Annotated in this window: 22 protein-coding genes and 1 pseudogene; 6 read left to right on the top strand and 17 right to left on the bottom strand. The window is 40.1% G+C overall.

Going from position 1 to position 17,383, the window contains the following annotated elements; all coding sequences use genetic code 11:
- A partial coding sequence (locus F0342_RS23090) for a helix-turn-helix domain-containing protein (RefSeq protein ID WP_149158125.1) occupies positions 1 to 189 on the bottom strand: 189 nt, incomplete at its 3' end.
- Positions 190 to 720: 531 nt separating this feature from the next.
- Here F0342_RS23090 and F0342_RS23085 point away from each other — a divergent pair.
- A pseudogene (locus F0342_RS23085) lies at positions 721 to 888 on the top strand (GNAT family N-acetyltransferase); the annotation flags it as partial.
- Between the two features lie 91 nt (positions 889 to 979).
- Here F0342_RS23085 and F0342_RS23080 read toward each other — a convergent pair.
- Together F0342_RS23080 and F0342_RS23075 are read right to left on the bottom strand one after the other, a co-directional pair.
- Entirely contained in the window at positions 980 to 1,810 is an 831-nt protein-coding gene (locus tag F0342_RS23080) for a glycerophosphodiester phosphodiesterase (RefSeq protein WP_149158124.1), read from the bottom strand.
- A 240-nt stretch (positions 1,811 to 2,050) separates the two neighbouring features.
- Complete coding sequence (locus F0342_RS23075; protein ID WP_262481867.1) at positions 2,051 to 2,245, bottom strand: hypothetical protein; 195 nt, start codon at positions 2,243 to 2,245, stop codon at positions 2,051 to 2,053.
- Between the two features lie 248 nt (positions 2,246 to 2,493).
- Here F0342_RS23075 and F0342_RS23070 point away from each other — a divergent pair, with 248 nt between their 5' ends.
- The gene (locus F0342_RS23070; protein ID WP_149158122.1) at positions 2,494 to 2,937 is read left to right on the top strand and encodes a hypothetical protein; all 444 of its coding nucleotides are present in this window, start codon (positions 2,494 to 2,496) and stop codon (positions 2,935 to 2,937) included.
- A 63-nt stretch (positions 2,938 to 3,000) separates the two neighbouring features.
- On the opposite strand, the gene F0342_RS23065 is transcribed toward F0342_RS23070, so the two are convergent.
- The 5 genes from F0342_RS23065 to F0342_RS23045 all read right to left on the bottom strand — a co-directional run bounded on the left by F0342_RS23065 (position 3,001) and on the right by F0342_RS23045 (position 7,171).
- Positions 3,001 to 4,182: a DHH family phosphoesterase gene (locus F0342_RS23065; protein ID WP_149158121.1), complete on the bottom strand. Its 1,182-nt coding sequence runs from the start codon at positions 4,180 to 4,182 to the stop codon at positions 3,001 to 3,003.
- 122 nt (positions 4,183 to 4,304) lie between these two features.
- Positions 4,305 to 5,057 (bottom strand): class I SAM-dependent methyltransferase, encoded by a 753-nt coding sequence (locus F0342_RS23060; protein WP_149158134.1) that lies wholly within the window; start codon positions 5,055 to 5,057, stop codon positions 4,305 to 4,307.
- Positions 5,058 to 5,110: 53 nt separating this feature from the next.
- Entirely contained in the window at positions 5,111 to 5,821 is a 711-nt protein-coding gene (locus F0342_RS23055; protein ID WP_188048677.1) for a zinc dependent phospholipase C family protein, read from the bottom strand.
- Between the two features lie 46 nt (positions 5,822 to 5,867).
- Positions 5,868 to 6,491, bottom strand: a complete 624-nt coding sequence (locus F0342_RS23050; protein WP_149158119.1) for a kinase — start codon at positions 6,489 to 6,491, stop codon at positions 5,868 to 5,870.
- 11 nt (positions 6,492 to 6,502) lie between these two features.
- The gene (locus F0342_RS23045) at positions 6,503 to 7,171 is read right to left on the bottom strand and encodes a Type 1 glutamine amidotransferase-like domain-containing protein (RefSeq protein ID WP_149158118.1); all 669 of its coding nucleotides are present in this window, start codon (positions 7,169 to 7,171) and stop codon (positions 6,503 to 6,505) included.
- 186 nt (positions 7,172 to 7,357) lie between these two features.
- On the opposite strand from F0342_RS23045, the gene F0342_RS23040 reads away from it, so the two are divergent.
- Positions 7,358 to 7,540: a CsbD family protein gene (locus tag F0342_RS23040; protein ID WP_149158117.1), complete on the top strand. Its 183-nt coding sequence runs from the start codon at positions 7,358 to 7,360 to the stop codon at positions 7,538 to 7,540.
- A gap of 88 nt (positions 7,541 to 7,628) precedes the next feature.
- Here F0342_RS23040 and F0342_RS23035 read toward each other — a convergent pair whose 3' ends face one another.
- Positions 7,629 to 8,036, bottom strand: coding sequence for an HIT family protein (locus F0342_RS23035; RefSeq protein ID WP_149158133.1), 408 nt, complete (start codon positions 8,034 to 8,036; stop codon positions 7,629 to 7,631).
- Positions 8,037 to 8,292: 256 nt separating this feature from the next.
- On the opposite strand from F0342_RS23035, the gene F0342_RS23030 reads away from it, so the two are divergent.
- The 3 genes from F0342_RS23030 to F0342_RS23020 are packed head-to-tail and all read left to right on the top strand — an operon-like array spanning position 8,293 to position 12,087.
- Positions 8,293 to 10,404, top strand: a complete 2,112-nt coding sequence (locus F0342_RS23030) for a BglG family transcription antiterminator (protein ID WP_149158116.1) — start codon at positions 8,293 to 8,295, stop codon at positions 10,402 to 10,404.
- 19 nt (positions 10,405 to 10,423) lie between these two features.
- On the top strand, positions 10,424 to 10,690 hold the full coding sequence (locus F0342_RS23025) for a PTS sugar transporter subunit IIB (protein ID WP_149158115.1): 267 nt from the start codon (positions 10,424 to 10,426) through the stop codon (positions 10,688 to 10,690).
- Between the two features lie 29 nt (positions 10,691 to 10,719).
- Positions 10,720 to 12,087, top strand: a complete 1,368-nt coding sequence (locus F0342_RS23020; RefSeq protein ID WP_149158114.1) for a PTS ascorbate transporter subunit IIC — start codon at positions 10,720 to 10,722, stop codon at positions 12,085 to 12,087.
- A 49-nt stretch (positions 12,088 to 12,136) separates the two neighbouring features.
- On the opposite strand, the gene F0342_RS23015 is transcribed toward F0342_RS23020, so the two are convergent.
- From F0342_RS23015 to F0342_RS22985, 8 genes are all read right to left on the bottom strand, one after another.
- A complete protein-coding gene (locus F0342_RS23015; RefSeq protein WP_149158113.1) occupies positions 12,137 to 13,042 on the bottom strand; it encodes a stage II sporulation protein P in 906 nt (301 codons plus the stop codon).
- Positions 13,032 to 13,571 carry an RNA polymerase sigma factor gene (locus tag F0342_RS23010; RefSeq protein ID WP_262481866.1) on the bottom strand — a complete coding sequence of 180 codons (540 nt, stop codon included), beginning with the start codon at positions 13,569 to 13,571 and terminating at the stop codon, positions 13,032 to 13,034. Before F0342_RS23010 ends, F0342_RS23015 begins: the two co-directional genes overlap by 11 nt.
- 364 nt (positions 13,572 to 13,935) lie before the next feature.
- On the bottom strand, positions 13,936 to 14,472 hold the full coding sequence (locus F0342_RS23005) for a DUF4269 domain-containing protein (protein WP_149158111.1): 537 nt from the start codon (positions 14,470 to 14,472) through the stop codon (positions 13,936 to 13,938).
- Between the two features lie 40 nt (positions 14,473 to 14,512).
- The gene (locus F0342_RS23000) at positions 14,513 to 14,845 is read right to left on the bottom strand and encodes a hypothetical protein (protein WP_262481865.1); all 333 of its coding nucleotides are present in this window, start codon (positions 14,843 to 14,845) and stop codon (positions 14,513 to 14,515) included.
- 139 nt (positions 14,846 to 14,984) lie between these two features.
- Positions 14,985 to 15,323, bottom strand: coding sequence for a hypothetical protein (locus F0342_RS22995; protein ID WP_149158110.1), 339 nt, complete (start codon positions 15,321 to 15,323; stop codon positions 14,985 to 14,987).
- Positions 15,324 to 15,426: 103 nt separating this feature from the next.
- Complete coding sequence (locus tag F0342_RS22990; RefSeq protein ID WP_262481869.1) at positions 15,427 to 15,810, bottom strand: GNAT family N-acetyltransferase; 384 nt, start codon at positions 15,808 to 15,810, stop codon at positions 15,427 to 15,429.
- A 114-nt stretch (positions 15,811 to 15,924) separates the two neighbouring features.
- A complete protein-coding gene (locus tag F0342_RS25110) occupies positions 15,925 to 16,068 on the bottom strand; it encodes a hypothetical protein (RefSeq protein ID WP_188048678.1) in 144 nt (47 codons plus the stop codon).
- A gap of 312 nt (positions 16,069 to 16,380) precedes the next feature.
- Positions 16,381 to 17,178: a phosphotransferase gene (locus F0342_RS22985; RefSeq protein WP_149158108.1), complete on the bottom strand. Its 798-nt coding sequence runs from the start codon at positions 17,176 to 17,178 to the stop codon at positions 16,381 to 16,383.
- Between the last annotated feature and the right edge of the window lie 205 nt (positions 17,179 to 17,383).

The following is a 17,383-nucleotide window of genomic DNA, read 5'->3' as shown; positions in this document are numbered from 1 at the left end:
TTGTTTACCAAGAGGTTGAGCAAAACGATGAGCCTCACCATTCTTGAACCATTTCACCCAGGTCTTAATCTGAGATCGATTCTTAATCCCGAACATCTCCATTAGCTCTTGATTTGAATGTTTACCTTCTAATTTTAAACGGACAACTTCTTTCTTAACTTCTTCTGGATAGGACATTTTATTACCCATAGAAAAAACACCTCCAAATGTAAATGAATTATTTACTACTTGAAGGTGTTTTATTCAGTCTCATATTATTAGGTCTCTCTATATCATTCCCCGTGGCTTTCGCTATTTTCAGGAAATCATACGTACGTTCACATTATTGAAATTTAGCTAAAAAAGGACATACTTGTCCCGAGGACAGCTGAAATTCCAAAAATAGACATCATGAAGACAAGATATTTTTTCTCAGCTTTGATGTCTACAGTAAACGAATGCATGATTTTTCCCTCCTTTATGTTTAAGATCCTTTTTTATTATATAGTTATCTCCGGTTCTGGACAAGCAATCCTGATCCGAGGTTGACCCCGAATTCTTAACTGAATAAAATAAGTACATACTACCTTGGAGGTTTTTGTTTGTATAACATATGTTTATTACTGGGGTGAAAACTTTCTTAATGACTCTATTCATTAAGAAAGTACCATTTATATTTGAATCCAACAACTTTTATTAAAGAATAGGAGACTATAAATGGATATCTTCATTAGACAAGAAGGTCATAAAGATTATTATCCGAAGTTTGGCTTTAAGCAAGCGGTATTATGGAATATCAAGCCTCCATTTGAAGTGCCTAATCAAGTATTTATGGCTCTGGAATTATCTGAGCATTCTCTTAGAAATGTACGAGGTGTCGTGCATTATTCAAAAGCTTTTTTAGAATAAAGTTAATAAGAGGTTGTCCTTTGTGAAGTATTGGGACAACCTCTTTTTTTGAAGTAACCGGAACCCTTATTACTCCCCTTTCACAAGAATATTAGTTTCCAGGATCTACATAATCCGGATAATCCGTAATGATCGCGTCAACCTTCATGTCTAACAGAAAGTCTGCTGTTTCCTGACTGCGTACCGTCCATGATCCGATTTGCATCCCTTTGGCGTGAACTTGATCAACTACTTCTTCTGTCACGATTCCATAGCTAGGGTTGAACCATTCCGCATAGGTGGAGATTTCTTGCAAAGCTTCCTTTGTAGTAAGCGCCCGGTTAGAAGTTAATACACCGACCGGCACTCGGGGAAGCAGCCTGTCCATTTCTTTCATCGTGTCAAAGTTAAACGATTGAAGAATGATTTTTTCATTTTGGGGTTTGTCGAGATTCCGTTCTTTTAATGCTTCAGCCACTTGTTCCTCAATACCAGGGTAAAGCTCTGGAGCCTTTAACTCAATTAAAATTCCAACTTTTCCATGGTAACGATCCAGAACCTCTTCAAAGGTCGGAATCAGTTCTCCTGCAAATTCTTCTCCCTTCCAACTACCTGCATCAAGACTTTGAAGCTGTTCAAGTGTTAAATCCCCGACTTTCCCCGTTCCATCTGTAGTGCGATCCACAGATGTATCATGGATGACGACCAATTCACCATCTTGACTTCTTTGAACATCGATTTCAATGTAATCTGCCTTCATATCAACCGCCAGATCAAAACCGGCTATCGTATTTTCAGGGGCATAACCTGCAGCTCCGCGGTGTGCTACATTATCCACTTGTTTTCTTTCTCCTGCTGTTGGTTCTTCTGCAAACGCTTGACTGAACGGGCTGAATAACAGCGAAAACGCAACACCTGTACCGATTAATAAATTCTTGTTCATTTTCTTCATCTCCCATCTAAAATATGGATACCACTGTATTTTAGAAAAGGGATGTTGTATTGGTGTGTAGATATCAATACAGCTTAATATAGATTATGTTAACAAAATTCGACCTTTTTCCTTACGTTTTTTTACAAATCTATTGGTCGGAAATTAGCTACTGATTCATTTCACTTACAAAAGGGGTCTGACATCCCGTAGCTGGCGATTTCACGTACGGGGAATCAGACCTCTGTACCTTTAATAAAACTTTTCATTCTTTTCCCATGATTCAACCGTATGATAGGCCGTATGGGGGTCATATCCTTTTCCAAGCAAATATGCGATGGCGGCTACTTCGGTGAGGGCATGAGAATACGATGTGTAACTTGCTTCATGTAATCCATAATCAACAAACGGTTTGACGGCATTCAAGGTCTCATTTTTCAGGTTCATATGAGGGTTATAAACTCTTGTATGAAAGGGGTGACCATAATACATGAATCTTCCTCATCCTTCCTTCAAGTAAATACTTCATGCTCACTTTCTATCTTATGATGAATTTGTATTTTGGTCGTTTGTCCTAGTGAAAACCTAGAACACCATTTCTTACTAATAGTAAATAATCCTTTTACATGAATGGACTTACTGCGTCATATCTATGGTATGAACATTACATTTATCAAATATAGGAGATGATTGGTATGTATCCACACTACTTTAGAGTGAACGGCTGGGAACCGATAATGACTGTCTTGCAGGAAAGCCTGAATGCAGAAGAGATGGTTTGTGCCATAAGCAGCGAGCTATTCCATATACCACAAACAAAGAACTTAGAGGGAAATAATGAAATGCACAGTCATTTAGTCCCTGCCTCCTACCACCGTGTAACCGCCGTAGGATCTGCTGTGAGACTAGTCAATGGAGAGCAACAACAAACAATCATTACAACAATGGTTACCTGTATCATCAATGCTGAAAAACAAGATAAGCAGGTGCGTGAGGGGTTAACGGTGATGGAAGAAAACGCAAGCCCTGAATTTAAACCAGTCATTCAAATCATTATTCAATGGCAAGATCAAGCAGAGGCCTATTTACTTCAAGCAAAAGAAGCTCTGCAATCTATGGGGGTTTCCTTCCCTTCTTAACATAGTATTAAAATGCTGAAAACCTCAAAGAAGCGAACGCTGTCGCTGTTCGCTTTTTTTAAACTATCTAGCTTTTTTTACCTCATCTATTAAGTTTCTGACGAAATCATCATCTTTTATAAGCCATGCTGAATCGGTTCTTTTTAAGAACTTTTCCGCTTCTTCAAAACTTGTGTGAGTCTGTTTGATTTTTGTTTTATTTTTTTCAATCATCCATTTCCCGTTTTCTAAAGGATGGATAAAATAGGTCTCATTCCTTCTGTTTCTATACATGGTACCAAAAGTGGATCCTTTTACATTATATCGATTTCTTTTCGCATCCTCTGGTATCGATTCAAGATGATAGGTATCGGTTACAAATTGCCTGTAGGCATCTTCTGTTAACGTGCATCCGGCTGCTTTTGCATGTCCCCCGCCACCGAATTGTGCAGCAACTTCAGATACATCAATATGATCGTGGATGGTTCGAAAGCCCATTCGTTTGCCGCCAATATTTAGAATCGCTATATAGTCCAGGTGCGGGTGTTCTTTACCGAGTTCATTCCCGAGTTCCGAGTGAAACGATTCCGCATAAACCACACCTGCAAACAATCCCCCTGTCTCTGTTTGAACGAGCTCCCTTCTTTTCCTGCGAATATATCTGTCAATTTTCTTATCTTCCATATCAAGAATTTTTGTTTCAAATTCATCAAAGTGGAAATGGTCACTCGCTTTCAGTCGTGAAATCATTTTCTCTTCAAATTCGTCTATTGAAATGAGAAAAAATAAGGCATTCAGGCGCTGAGCAGCGTAGTTTTCATTTTTCTCCCACTCCCACGTATCGTATTGCCTTACAAGTTCAACAAATTCAGCTATTGCATCTGTCGGCTCCAGTAATTGATGAGAAATGAGGTATTCATATAATAAAGAAGTAGCTGACGTTAACTTCCTTTCCTCGTCCTCCACCACAACGTGCCCCCATTTATAATCATTATACCGGAGAGCCGTTTTATGGTGATCGATCAACTGAACCTTTCCACCTGATTGAAAGAATTCTTCTAGCTTTTTTTCATTTTCTTCACTGACAGACAAGTCTGTTATCAATAAGGAAGTATCTTTCCCCTCATTTTCTAAAAACCATTCCACTTCACGATTAAGACCTGCAATCGAATTGTAGCGTACACTGACCTGCTCGCCAAAAGAAAGTTTGGCTAAAATACCGCAGCCGACTCCATCGAGATCATTATGAGACAACAGTTTATACATATTTTTCACCTCAACAGATAGTATCGGTTTAACGATTCTTTAACATGCAAAAAAAGTGATCCGCCACAAAGTGTCCCTCGAGATAGAACTTTCTTCTATAGAACATGATGGACCCCTTTTATCTACTTCCTTGCCTTGATCATCATCGTAGTAGGAAATTTCCTCGCTTTATATAATGAATAATAGCGATCAGAAACTTCCTCTTCCACTGAGTCAAAAGCTGCTGATACGTCGCTTTCAATAACCGATTCAATTGTAAATCCTGCTTTAATGACTTCATTTAAATATGTACTCAGTTTTCGTTTCGGGATGACGACAGGAGCGTCTTCGCCTTTGAAGTTCGGGTACGTGGTGATTCCCTCTTCCTGGTAAGAACCATCCAGATAGATTTGGCCATCTTCACTTTTCATATGAGGGTATAGGGGATGATCCCAACTAAAGATCATTGAACCGCCTGTTTTTAAATATGAGTGAATCAACCTTAAAGTAGATGGGAGGTCTGTTGTCCAGCCAATGGCATAGATAGAGTATACGATGTCAAAATAATCCTTCGGTAGTCCGATCTCTTCTTCCATAGGAGAACAGGATAAGTTGGCATTCAAGCCCTTTAACGTTTCTTTTGCCGTCTCGATTTGAGTCTCTGACAGGTCAACGCCCCATAATTCACCCGCACCCATTTCCTTCATATAAAGTAATGAGTGACCGCTTCCACACCCAATATCAAGCACCTTTTTGTTGGTGATTTCATCAAACAGCCCCAATTCATCTTCCGTCTGTGTATACGGCCCGTAACTCGGTAATGCATCCTTTCCGTTAAAATGGCTGGCGACTTTATCCCAGCTTTTTTTATTTTGTTTCAGAATATCCAGCATCATAGCATCCCCTTTGTCTTTTTTATTTTGGTCCATTCTGCGAATGAAACAAGACATCACCCTTCACTTACTGAAATCTCTTGTTTCTTCATTTGACTTTGATCCCACAACATTTCCTCATCAAAAGTTGAATGTAAATGAGCCACTAATTTCTCGGTCGTCGTGTTAACAAACTGAGTAACTTCATCGGGTGTTAAATAGTCAAACCTATATTCTGGATCCAATGCAAAAGCATAAGAATCACCTAAATAAAATTCTGTAATTCTCTTGATTTGTTTTGAAATCTGTTCTTGAGGAAAAATATCCAGGTAATCCGGGAAACTCTTAATATGTTGAAATACATGATGAAAAATCGTATCCCTATTTTCATGTAAATACACAAAATCTGAACCATACCAGTCACCTTTTATCTTTCTAGTGTATTCAGGCGTTCCCAGTATGTCTTGATATATAGGCTCTTTCTTTTTTTCCCTATGCATCCGACTCCATTCCACATCCGTGACCAGGTGAAGATAATACCCTAAGTAGAATGAGAACCCCGGGCTGGTAACATAGACTCTATCTTTCTTTATGTACCGATCCAGAAACAATTCTGGATTGATTTTCCCATCCACCTTAAAATGAGTTACTCTTTTGTCAGGAAAAAATTCTCCCGTCACTTGATCAGGCAAACCACAATCCGGTCCGATATTCCCTACTACAAACTCTTTTTCAGATACAAGTAATCCCTTATTCAGGAGGTTCTCTGCAATTCTGAAATGTACCATCCAAGTCGCCATATTCGTTCAGTCCCTTTATTGTATTATTATTTGATTATCTACTTCTGTACACATAATCCGCACTCCCTATCGGATCCACCTCATCGACGTAGTAATCTTCAGCCAACCAGTATCTTCTTCTATACTTATCAAGCCTTGCTTGATCGTCACCGAGATAGACGTCACGGTCCAATACTCTTTCAGCTCTTAATTCATGTGAACAATCAATATAGACCATAAAATCAACATATCGCCGCCATTCTTTCCTTTGTAAGAAGACACCCTCAATAAGGATGAAGGCAGACGGAGCCAGATGGATTGGTTTCGTTATGACCGTATCCGTTGGAGAATGATAGAAAGGCAGGGTAATAGAGCCGCTAGCATGCAACTTTCTGAACAGCTCTGTTTCGATTAATCTGATATCCCATTGGAGAAAATAATATTCAAACCATTCATCATTCCCGGTCCCATATCGTTCATGTGTTTCAACAATATGATCATCAAGATGAACGATGAAAACCTCATGATCTGCCAGCTCCAATGCATGTCGAAGCTCTTTTGCAACCGTGGTCTTACCTGCTCCCCCTAACCCATCGATACCCACAATGTAACGGCGTTTTTCCGAGAACTCTTTTTGGTATCGGGATAACAACATTTCTGTTACTTGTTCGATGGACATCTTACTTCACCTCATTTCTCCCCATTTGGTTCAAACACATATTTGTCGCTATTTCTAAAAATATAAGCAGGAGACGAACCGATTACTTTCAGTCCCCCCTCATTCATAACAATGCCCGTTTCCTCTGGTAACGCAATGACAGAATATCCATATTTGTTTACGTATTTTTTGATTAAGTCATCGTTACTAGTTTCGTAGTGACACCATAATGAATAGTTGTCTATGTAGTTAAATCCTTCAAAGGTCTTCAAATTTGTATGGTTTGGGTCCATATGTGAAACTGTTAAAATATCTCTGCCAAAAATAATAGCTCCAGCACTCCCTCCATATACAATACCCTTTTTGTCTGTATACTCTTTTAAAATTTCATCAAAGCCTGTCTCACGTAAGGTGTTCAACAAATAGAAAGTATTCCCTCCGCCGATATAAATGGAGGAGAATTTCCTTAGATCCTCTAGAGACTTAGCTTCTAAATCAGTCCACATTTCTATTTCAGTAATGCCTAGAGGATTAAACACACTATGTATCCATTTGTAACAGTCTTCATAAGGAATTTCGCCTTGCATCGCAATTGGAATATAAAGCAACGGCTTATTATGATCAATTGCTTTAACAAACTCCTTATCTATCATCTCTGTTTGTTCCTCATTACCGCCGCCAGACAGGAATATGTTAATCATGAATATCCCCCCTAATCTGAATGCCTTTTCATACTACCAATTATTTCAAATTACCACTTTTAACTCAATGATTATTTTTTCTTGTTACTGAGTTAACATAAATTGCTATCACCCTTTTAGTTTATTCTTTATCCCATTTGGATATTGAATAATAAGTCATTAAATCATAGAAATGAGGTAGTGAAAATGCGAGAAAATCATGATCAAGTAAAAGGGAAGCGAAAGCAAACAGAGGGAGATTTGAAGAAAGCTTGGGGCAAACTTACCAACGACGACAAAAAGATAGCGGAAGGTGAACGCGACAAGGATAAAGGGAAGATTCAAGAAAAGGTTGGAGATGTGAAGGGATCTTTACAAAAGAGATGGTGACAGCTAATAAACCATGAGAGGACGATTCACCTGCATACTAGGATAAAGCAGGTGAATCGTCCTTCTTTACCAGATTGGACTAATTATTTTATGTCCGTATTCTCCTTTTATTCTCAGGCTGCTTTAACCAATAACGGACTCCTTTTCCAGCCAAGGGTTCATCATTGTATCTCGGTATGACGTGTAAATGACAATGGAAGATAAACTGATTAGACACCTCTCCGACATTCCACCCAAGTGTGTAGCCATCTGGGGAAAATTCTTCGTTTAAGTATTTCTTTGCTTTTTGTAATAGTTCGTATGTATCGTTCCACTCTTTTTCCGTTAATTCAAATACCTCCGCATGATGGTTTTTCGGAACAATGACCCCGGACCCTTCTAATACATCCTGGTGCTTGTTATGCTGCAGGTAATAGCAGGATTCATTTTCAAATACGATGTTTTGGTCTTTGTCCTTGTCTGGATTGCAGAATGGACAATTCTCTTCATAACCCACATGACTTCCCCTTTCGTATTGTTCTTCTAATTTGGACGGATAGGTATCCGTTATTCTCTCAATCTCAATTCCTCTATTATACGATAAACTCAGTCTTTCACCCATCTGTTCAAATTTGCAAAATCACCCCCTACAAACTCTGCACACTGAAACCCCTTTCAAAACCTACAAATAGCCCCTATACTAGATTCATAAGATGATCATCTAATTAACTAACAATATAATTATGCAAAAATGATAACAGAGGGGGATCCTCATGGTATTGGATAAAAGGCGTGCACACTTATTATCCATCATTCAACATTCGACTGATCCGATTCCGACGAAAGATCTGGTGGCCAGGACGAATTTGTCTCAACGAACCATTTATTACGACCTTGATCAGATTAATAGTTGGTTACGGACTCAAGGATTAGAACCCATTGAAAGTATGCATGGCAAGGGACTGTTTCTGCCTCCTGTATCGAAATCGAAGTTGATGGTTTCTAAGGATCAAAGTTTCGAAGGTTGGCAGTATCAATTATCGAAGCAGGAACGCGAAGTTCTGATTAAAGCGAAAATATTATTAGAAGAACAAGATGCATCGATGCAACGGTTTATGGACCTGACAAGCATGAGCCGGGGGACGATCGCTAAGGAGATTAAAGAGATCAAGCAAGAGTTCAGCGAAGCCGGTTTGCGGTTGTATTACAAGAAAGGTTCAGGCTACCGATTGAGTGGTCCAGAGGATGCTAAAAGAACTATGCTTTCGAATATACTGGCAACCATCTTCTCACACCCGGATTGGCAGAACGTGCGGAATGAAGTCCATAAGATGATCCAGCCGGAAGCGGCCACGTGGTCACATGAAACGGATCAAAGGCGCTTGGTGAGAGAGATTCTTTATGAAGCTGAGAAAGAATTGGGATTGACGCTGACAGATGAGATGGTGGAGATCCTGTCCCTGCATATCTTGATGATCATGAAGAGAATCGAGCTGCAAGAGTATATTCTTGTTCCTGAAGCAGAAAAGCAGGTCCTGCAGCAAACAGAAGCATACAAGGCAGCCCTCCATATTACGAATAAACTTGAAAACGTAAAGGAAGTCTCTTTTCCAGATGATGAGGTTTGCTTTATTACGATGAATCTGTTGGGATCCAAAGTCCAGCAAGATAACTTCAACCGTTACACAGAACAGGAATTATCAGGGCTGAAGGAAGTCGTGCAACAGATGATTGATGATTTCCAGCTTTACTCCTGTGTGGTGTTCGATGATAAAAGTGGACTGGAAGAAAATCTGATTTCCCACATCAAGCCGACATATTACCGGCTCAAGTACGGGCTCTCTATCGCGAATGATCTGGCTGACAGCATTCAAAAGACTTACCAGGACATCTATGATTTGACAAAACGGGTGATGAGGCACTTGGAGCGGTATGTCGGGAAGACCGTCCCATACGCAGAAATAGCCTACATTACCCTCCACTTTGGAGGCTGGTTGACGAAAGAGAAAAAGAAAGTCGAGACGAAGTTCAAGGCCCTCATTGTGTGTGAAAATGGGATCGGAACCTCGAATATGCTCCGCACCCAATTAGAAAATTTGATTGCCGGGCTGAATGTCATCACCACGATTTCGATGAGGGAATATCGAACGAAAGAGTACGAGGCAGACATCATCTTTTCCACCAATTATATCAAAGAGAAGGACATTCCCGTTGTCCACGTTCCAGCCATCTTGACTAATCTCGAAAAGGAACGGGTCATCCAACGTATGAATGAGCTTTTCGATTCGAAGCCACCGGAAAAGAATGTCACCGATCACCTGATGGATGTCATCAAACGTCATGCGACCATCCATCAAGAGGAAGACCTGAAAAAAGAATTGGTCCACCTTTTAGAACAAAATACTCCACGAATAAAGGAGATCAGAAAGCCTATGCTCAATGAATTATTGACAGAACGAACCATACAACTCAAAGACCGAGTAAGCAGTTGGGAGGAAGCCATCAAGGTGGCTAGTCAACCACTGATCGACATGCAATCGATTCGCCCGGATTATGTAGAGGCCATGATAACGAACGTGAAGGAGTTGGGTCCTTACATTGTCATCGCACCAAATATCGCCATCCCCCATGCACGTCCGGAGACCGGTGTCGAACAACTGGGGATGAGTTTCTTGCGACTCAAAGAACCCGTCTTTTTCTCAGAAAAAGAAAAACATCGCGCTCAGCTGGTCATCGTACTGGCGGCAATCGATAATCAAACCCACTTAAAAGCACTTGCTCAGCTCACAGAACTGCTATCCAATGAAGACAACGTGGAACAGCTGATCTCAACAAGTGATCGTCAAACCGTGATTGAATTAATCAACCAAACAATTGAAGTATAAATTAGAGGAGGAAGAAAAGATGAAAAAAGTATTAGTCGTATGTGGAAATGGTTTAGGCAGCAGCATGATTGTAGAAATGAATGTAAAAGCAGCTCTTAAGGAAATGGGAAAAGAAGCTGAGGTATCCCACACGGACCTGACAACAGCCAAGACGGAGCAAGCGGATCTCTTCATCGGTTCAGAGGATATTGTAGAAAGCTTGGAAGATGGCCGTAAACATATCGTGAAATTGAAGAACCTTATGGATAAGAACGAACTCCGAGCTGCATTGGAACAAAATATCTAGTCCACTATTAAAAGGAAGGAGCGATACAAATGGTTGATATCATAATGAAGGATATATTAGGAACACCTGCAATCCTTGTCGGTCTATTCGCCTTAATCGGGCTCCTTATTCAACGTAAGAATTCAGGAGATGTCGTTTCCGGGACCCTCAAAACGGTCATGGGCTTCGTCATCCTTGGGGCGGGTGCGAATGTACTAGTCCAGTCACTGGGGCAATTCAGCAGCATGTTCAATAAAGCCTTCGAAGTCGACGGGGTGATCCCGAACAACGAAGCCATCGTAGCCCTGGCACAGGAAAGCTTTGGTACGGAGACAGCGATGATCATGCTGTTCGGTATGGTTGTCAATATTCTTATTGCACGATTCAGTCCTTTTAAATACATCTTCTTAACCGGACATCATACTATGTTCATGGCCTGTCTAATCGCTGTCATCTTAACCACTGGAGGATTTACCGGAGTACCATTGATCATTCTCGGTTCCATTATCCTCGGGGCACTCATGGTCCTATCGCCTGCGATGCTTCAGCCTTTCACACGCAAAGTCACCGGGTCGGACGACTTTGCCGTTGGCCACTTCGGATCGATTGGTTATTTGGCTTCCGCCATGGTCGGTAAAGCGGTCGGTAAAGGATCAAAATCGACAGAGGAAATCAAAGTTCCAAAGTCACTAGGCTTTCTCAGAGACACATCTGTCTCAGTATCGCTGACGATGGTCATCCTGTTCTTTATCGTTGCAGGTGCAGCAGGTCCAGCCTTCGTTGAAGGAGAACTAAGCGGCGGACAGAACTTCCTCGTCTTTGCCTTTATGCAGGGAATCACATTTGCAGTTGGTGTGTATATCATTTTAGCAGGGGTACGTATGCTCCTTGGTGAAATCGTTCCAGCCTTCAAAGGGATCGCGGACAAAATCGTCCCGAATGCGAAACCCGCTCTTGATTGCCCGGCCATCTTCCCTTTCGCAGGTAATGCCGTCATCATCGGTTTCTTATTCAGCTTCATTGCCGGTCTCGTCAGCATGTTATTTTTACCTCTATTAGGATTAAAAGTAATCGTTCCCGGACTCGTCCCTCACTTCTTCACAGGTGCTGCTGCCGGAGTCTTCGGCAATGCAACGGGTGGTCGAAGAGGCGCAGTCATCGGCTCCATGGCGAACGGTGTGATGATCAGCTTTCTTCCAGCCCTCTTATTGCCCGTTTTAGGCTCATTAGGATTCCAGGGAACAACATTTGGAGATGCGGACTTCGGGTTGGTCGGAATCGTGCTTGGGAATCTCGTCAGCATGATCGAATCCAATATGATTCTTTTCGCGTCGATCATCGTCCTTCTTGCCATCCTGTTCTTCATCAGCTTTAAGTCAAAGGGGACTGGGGAGAAGGAAAAAACAGAAGTTGCATAAGATGAATTCAGCCCCCCTCTTTGTTTGTTGAGGGGGCTTTTTATTTTGTTTAATCTTTCATTGTTTCCTCTATTACATCTGCAAGGACGTCTATTGTCCGAAATTCTTCTTCAAGAGTATTTTCCACTCCACCTATATTCAATAATACTGTTTGATCCAGTAAATCTTGATTGTAGGTATTCTGTTCTTCAGGATTTTCTTTCGATTTCACTATGACTCCTCGGGATAGCCCAGGTATTTTTTCTTCCATTTTTTCACTCACAAACTTCGCAAATTTCAGATTTTCTTCAAAGTTGCTGCTGGACCTTGATACAATGAACACCATTCTTGCATACTCTTCATTTTTTACTTTAAGAGTCGTTTCAGCCTTTTCCCTTGAGTCCCGATGGATATCCAATGCCATCTCTATAGTTTGATGATCTCTAAGTACCTCTTTGAATTGTTCTCTCGACACTTTATACGAATCCTCAAATGACCAATTGCGTTTGTCTAATATTTCCCCGATATCTTTTTGTTCATGAATGACGTTTATACCTTTTTTGTTTAATTGTTGTTGAAGCCGTTCTCCCACTAATGTAATATTCGTTGAATCATCGAACGCTTCAGAAGCTTGATTTGTGGATAATTCGGGGATAAATGACTCTTTGTTATGTGAGTGATATACGTAAACAGCAGGTTGTTGCTGCTCTCCGATAAGAAAGGAGTCATCGTTTAAGAGTGATGCCACATTTCGATTGATGGTGGTGGTTCCGTCGAAAAATAAAAGCCAGGAAGCGACGATGACACAAAGGGTTAATCCTATTGACGTAAGGGTTCTGTTTTTATACCGTCGTCTTTTGCTTTTCCTTCTCGCAGACTCCTCTAATACATGCTGAGTGGTGGAAACAAAATCCTTCCTCGGTTCTAAAGGATACGTCTCTTTTATTAGTTGGATGATTTCCTTTTCACCTTGCATGTCTTAATACCTCCTCTGCATCTACGTTTATCTTCTTTTTCAGCTCTTTTAAAGCCCTGTGGTAGCTTACCTTTACTTTGGATTGACTGCACTGAAGAATTTCAGAGGTTTCTTTTACTGAGAATTCATTGATCCCCCTGAGGATAACGATGGATCTGTAATCGGGTTTCAAGCTGGAAATGGCATCATGCACCGTTTTCTGTAATTCTTTTTCTTCCATCTGTTCGATTGGTTGTTTAGTAGTGGAAACTATTTTTTTGAAGAAGCCTTCTTTGAAGATGGAAACAAATTTCTTCTTTCGATAATGATCAATGGCGACATGTTTGGCGATGGATAGAATCCAGGTTTTAATGGATGATTGCTGATTATAATGGGATAGATGATTGAGTACGCGGATAAATACTTCCTGTGTTAAATCCTCAGCGTCGTTTCGGTTACCTGAGAAACAGATCAGAAATTTATACACGTCTAAATAATGCGCCTGATATAGTTTGGAAATGTTGACCTCAAGATCCTCTGAATCAAACAAGCTTCTCCCCCCTTTTTCTCCATTCATATATTAATCGAATGAACCCACTAAAAGGTTACAACTTTTTCCACCTTTTATAATACAAATGACCTAACGCTTCTGTAGACATGTCAGTTGACAAGGTATTGTCGTCAACTGAAGTTTTTTCGACAAACGGAACATAAATTAGGCTTATAGAGGTCAATGGATGGTGCAGGACTTCCATTGACCTCTATAAGCCCTTAGATTGAAGGATTTACACACTATTTTCATGAAAATCATGTCTACAACGGGGTTTTCTATGTAAATAGGGGTGATGAAGTGCCTTTCATCTTCTCAGTATCGATTCCAGCATCATTTAGTTCAATGGATTTCAACTACCTATCTACCCTGTGATAATCCCTTCTTCAACCCCAAACCGGATGAGACCTTCATAAGGATCTCCCGTAATGTCTAATAGCTTACAAAACGCAGGCTCTGTCTTATATCCTTGGTTTTTAAGATGTATCACTTTCTGTTGAAGTGCAGGATATCTTTGCAACAGTTCATGTTCAATCATCATATGGAGGTGCGCATGTTGCTTATGTACCGGTTGGGCTTGGCCAAACAGCTCAAACTCAAAATCTTTAAAGGTGAAATTCGCCTTCACGACTTCTTTCCCATTAATCGTTTTCCTTTTGATTCTAAAGCCATCAATTTTGTTGTATAACGTTTGAAGTAATTCTTCAAATGACTCTAATTCTTGTACTTCCATAATAATGTCCAGGTCTGAGCCAGAAATGTCTATACCAATGGGCAGTGTTCCGCATAGAACAGGATTGTAGCTACTCAACTTATTCAAGATATCCAGTTCCATGATGGCTGTATATGCTTCTTGTTGCTTTTCCGTCCCCATTTTCATTCTTTCAAATAAATCTATCATCGGTACACCACCCTTGCCTGAAAAATGCAATATATAAAACCTAAATGCTTGGTATAAAAGATTGATCCCTTACCACCACTGTTTCAGGCACAAACTTTATTAAAATATTGCTATCGCCTAACCCCTGAAATCTGGGATCCCACTTCTCTTCTTCTGATCCAAGATAACGCTCGAGTAACCGTGTTGCAATCGTCTTATTAAAAGGCTCAACCGTGGCTTTACCTCTGAACCCTGCATGTAATACTTTTCCTGATGTATGATCGAGATCTACGATACCATTGGCGCACTCAGGGTTTTCTTCGATTCTCCCAGGGAAACTGTCTGAAGATGGTGTGCCGATGATATAGATTTGTTCATTTCCCAGTAAAACCAAACCGGTGACTCTCTCAGCCCTTCCTTGGATAATGTAGAAAGGTGCGCAAATAGAGGTTTTTTAAGAAATTCATCCAGATCAAAGCTTTTATTACCATTAATAATTTCCAAGTCTATTTCATCCTCTCATTATATAACACTTACAATGTTTTATACCTTCGTCCCATTGTAGAAGGAGAAAATGTTATTCTATATTTATCACCAAGCTCCTGCTTGGCATGTTCAGTTAAAATTTCACCTTCCCTATTATGTTCCTCTTCCATTTCGATTCCATTTGAAATGATTTCATCTAAATCCCAATCAATCCATTTCCCGTACTTACTTGCCCAATCTATCAATTTCTTCTTTAACTCAATTGATAACGGAGTGTCCTCTAACTCCAAATTACAACCGCAATCAACACACCAGATAGGATCTGCTCCAACATCCGCTTCCATTTTCAAGTTAAAGGTTTCTTTTCGCTCACAGAAGCAACGCATATATGAAATACCACCTCTAGTAATTTGATTGCACTGTTAGTCTAAAAAAGCCCAAAAAGAAAGTTGGAGATTCGCTGCCTCAATTTACTCGAAGCTTAGTTGTTTATACTGTCCACTCATATTGAATATCCGGTAAGTTTTCTTCATTCTCATTTCCCCTGCCAATGATGATAAATCCATGCTTTTCATAAAATCGCTGAGCCTTTTGATTTATATCAAATGTATAGAGTGTTAGTCTTCCACTTGAATGCTCTTTTGCTTTATTAAGCAGTGCTTCTCCTATACCGATCCCCTGATATCTAACATGAATATACAGTTGGCTGATTTCTGTTTTATTATAGGCAATCATGCCAACTACCTTCTCATCGACTACCGCTAAATCGATTTGGAACTGCCCGGGTAATCTATGATTGATGAAATGAACATGATTTTCAAAGCTGTGGATTTCTTTTTGTCCGATAGCCTGCTCCTTGCTTTCCCTCCACATTTTCACGGCCTCTGATGCATATTTGGGATGATACGGGATGATCCTGTATGGGTGTTGTTTCACATTCAATTCCTCCATTGGGTTTAGTGAAGATCAAACTGGATTGGGAGTCCCTTATTTACTGAACCCTGGTTTACTAAAGTAAGCCCCAATTAGCATGAATAACATCGCCGAGAGTATTCCAATTGCTCCTTGGTTAAATAACATAGAAACAGGTATGGATAAAGCTGCAAGCATAAAAAGAATCTTCATCAACATTTTGACTCCTCCTAACAAAACGTCACGATCGCTATTTCAGTTCCATGTGATACGATCAATGCACACATTCCAATTATTTCAAACCATTTATGTTTTAACAATCCCTATTCCTTTAATAGGAAATTATCCTCACTTTACTGTTATCCTTTGTGTTAACGGGTTGTTTATGATACTATATAAACCATCTTGAAATTGACCTCAAGTTTCAATAAGAAAACCCATCTCTGGTTTAGAGGTGGGTTTTCTTTGTATGTTTTTATCCTGCAATCTGACGCGATATTATATAATCGCGCCAGATTGCTGACCTGCCTCTTAAACCCATTCTTCCCCATGTTCACGAATAAACTTTATATCTTTTTGATAATGCTCATGGTGCCCTTCATCTATCATTTTTTGAAAAGCAAGGTCACCTTCACCGGCTTTTCTTTTCATGTAGGTACACAATCCTTCCAAGCGTAGCAATACCATCTCCAAATAACCTTCTTCCATTCCCTCCATACCGTAGGATTCAAAGAACAATACAACTCTTTGTTTTACACGCTCAGCATCATTAGTTGGATGATAGTGAACAGCTTCACCCGCTTCAGTATGATAATGCCCGCTTAAAGGAACGCAAGTATACAGAGTATAAGCGATATCCCAAAGTCTTGGACCTGGGCCCGCAACATCAAAATCAATGATACCTACTGGTTTTTCTTGGGTAAAAATAATATTGTATATGGCAAAATCATTGTGACATACAACCTCCATGCTAGCTGGTGTATTGTCCATGGGCTGCCATTCATCCGATAATGGAAAGTCACTCACAGCATCATGGTAATGCCGGAGCATCTTCGCTATTTCTTTTAAAGCATCGTTAGACCACATGTATTCTTTTAAAGGATAATTGCCGGCTTCTCCTGCTATAAATGATAATATCTCTCTATCTTTTTCATCAATTCCTAAAAACTTCGGTGCAAAGTCAAAACCTTTACTTTCCAAATGTTGCAATAACGTATGGATTTTACCACTATCAGGCTTCAATTCCCGCCTGACAGTATCTCCCAAACGATATACGTCCGAGACATTCCCTCCTGTTAGCATTTCTTCGTTTTCATTCTGACTTTTCATTTAAATTCCCCCAATTTAGGGACGCTGTGATTGTGTCAATCGAGATGTATTTTTACCCATAAATAAAAGCAGATATACAAAGGTATCTGCTTGGCAATGGGAATGTAATTGTCCACACCATTTATCCCTTGAATGATTTCAGATAGACAAATAAACGTATCCTTAAGAATCAAGGACCGCCGCTGTCTCTATCCAATTAACTAAT

This window comes from Bacillus sp. CH30_1T (genome assembly GCF_008364765.1).
GTDB lineage: Bacteria > Bacillota > Bacilli > Bacillales > Bacillaceae_B > Rossellomorea.
This window is presented reverse-complemented; position numbering and strand designations above follow the sequence as displayed.

Excerpts from the sequence above, each read along its gene's own strand:
- F0342_RS23055 (WP_188048677.1), bottom strand. The coding sequence starts at position 5,821 with ATGGTACATTTCAGAATTGCAGAGAACCTCCTGAATAAGGGATTACTT.
- F0342_RS23070 (WP_149158122.1), top strand. The coding sequence starts at position 2,494 with ATGTATCCACACTACTTTAGAGTGAACGGCTGGGAACCGATAATGACT.
- F0342_RS22990 (WP_262481869.1), bottom strand. The coding sequence starts at position 15,810 with ATGTGGAGGGAAAGCAAGGAGCAGGCTATCGGACAAAAAGAAATCCAC.
- F0342_RS23060 (WP_149158134.1), bottom strand. The coding sequence starts at position 5,057 with ATGATGCTGGATATTCTGAAACAAAATAAAAAAAGCTGGGATAAAGTC.
- F0342_RS23020 (WP_149158114.1), top strand. The coding sequence starts at position 10,720 with ATGGTTGATATCATAATGAAGGATATATTAGGAACACCTGCAATCCTT.
- F0342_RS23040 (WP_149158117.1), top strand. The coding sequence starts at position 7,358 with ATGCGAGAAAATCATGATCAAGTAAAAGGGAAGCGAAAGCAAACAGAG.
- F0342_RS23030 (WP_149158116.1), top strand. The coding sequence starts at position 8,293 with ATGGTATTGGATAAAAGGCGTGCACACTTATTATCCATCATTCAACAT.
- F0342_RS22985 (WP_149158108.1), bottom strand. The coding sequence starts at position 17,178 with ATGAAAAGTCAGAATGAAAACGAAGAAATGCTAACAGGAGGGAATGTC.
- F0342_RS23005 (WP_149158111.1), bottom strand. The coding sequence starts at position 14,472 with ATGATAGATTTATTTGAAAGAATGAAAATGGGGACGGAAAAGCAACAA.
- F0342_RS23065 (WP_149158121.1), bottom strand. The coding sequence starts at position 4,182 with ATGTATAAACTGTTGTCTCATAATGATCTCGATGGAGTCGGCTGCGGT.
- F0342_RS25110 (WP_188048678.1), bottom strand. The coding sequence starts at position 16,068 with ATGTTGATGAAGATTCTTTTTATGCTTGCAGCTTTATCCATACCTGTT.
- F0342_RS23075 (WP_262481867.1), bottom strand. The coding sequence starts at position 2,245 with ATGAACCTGAAAAATGAGACCTTGAATGCCGTCAAACCGTTTGTTGAT.
- F0342_RS23025 (WP_149158115.1), top strand. The coding sequence starts at position 10,424 with ATGAAAAAAGTATTAGTCGTATGTGGAAATGGTTTAGGCAGCAGCATG.
- F0342_RS23015 (WP_149158113.1), bottom strand. The coding sequence starts at position 13,042 with ATGCAAGGTGAAAAGGAAATCATCCAACTAATAAAAGAGACGTATCCT.
- F0342_RS23050 (WP_149158119.1), bottom strand. The coding sequence starts at position 6,491 with ATGTCCATCGAACAAGTAACAGAAATGTTGTTATCCCGATACCAAAAA.
- F0342_RS23080 (WP_149158124.1), bottom strand. The coding sequence starts at position 1,810 with ATGAACAAGAATTTATTAATCGGTACAGGTGTTGCGTTTTCGCTGTTA.
- F0342_RS22995 (WP_149158110.1), bottom strand. The coding sequence starts at position 15,323 with ATGCGTTGCTTCTGTGAGCGAAAAGAAACCTTTAACTTGAAAATGGAA.
- F0342_RS23045 (WP_149158118.1), bottom strand. The coding sequence starts at position 7,171 with ATGATTAACATATTCCTGTCTGGCGGCGGTAATGAGGAACAAACAGAG.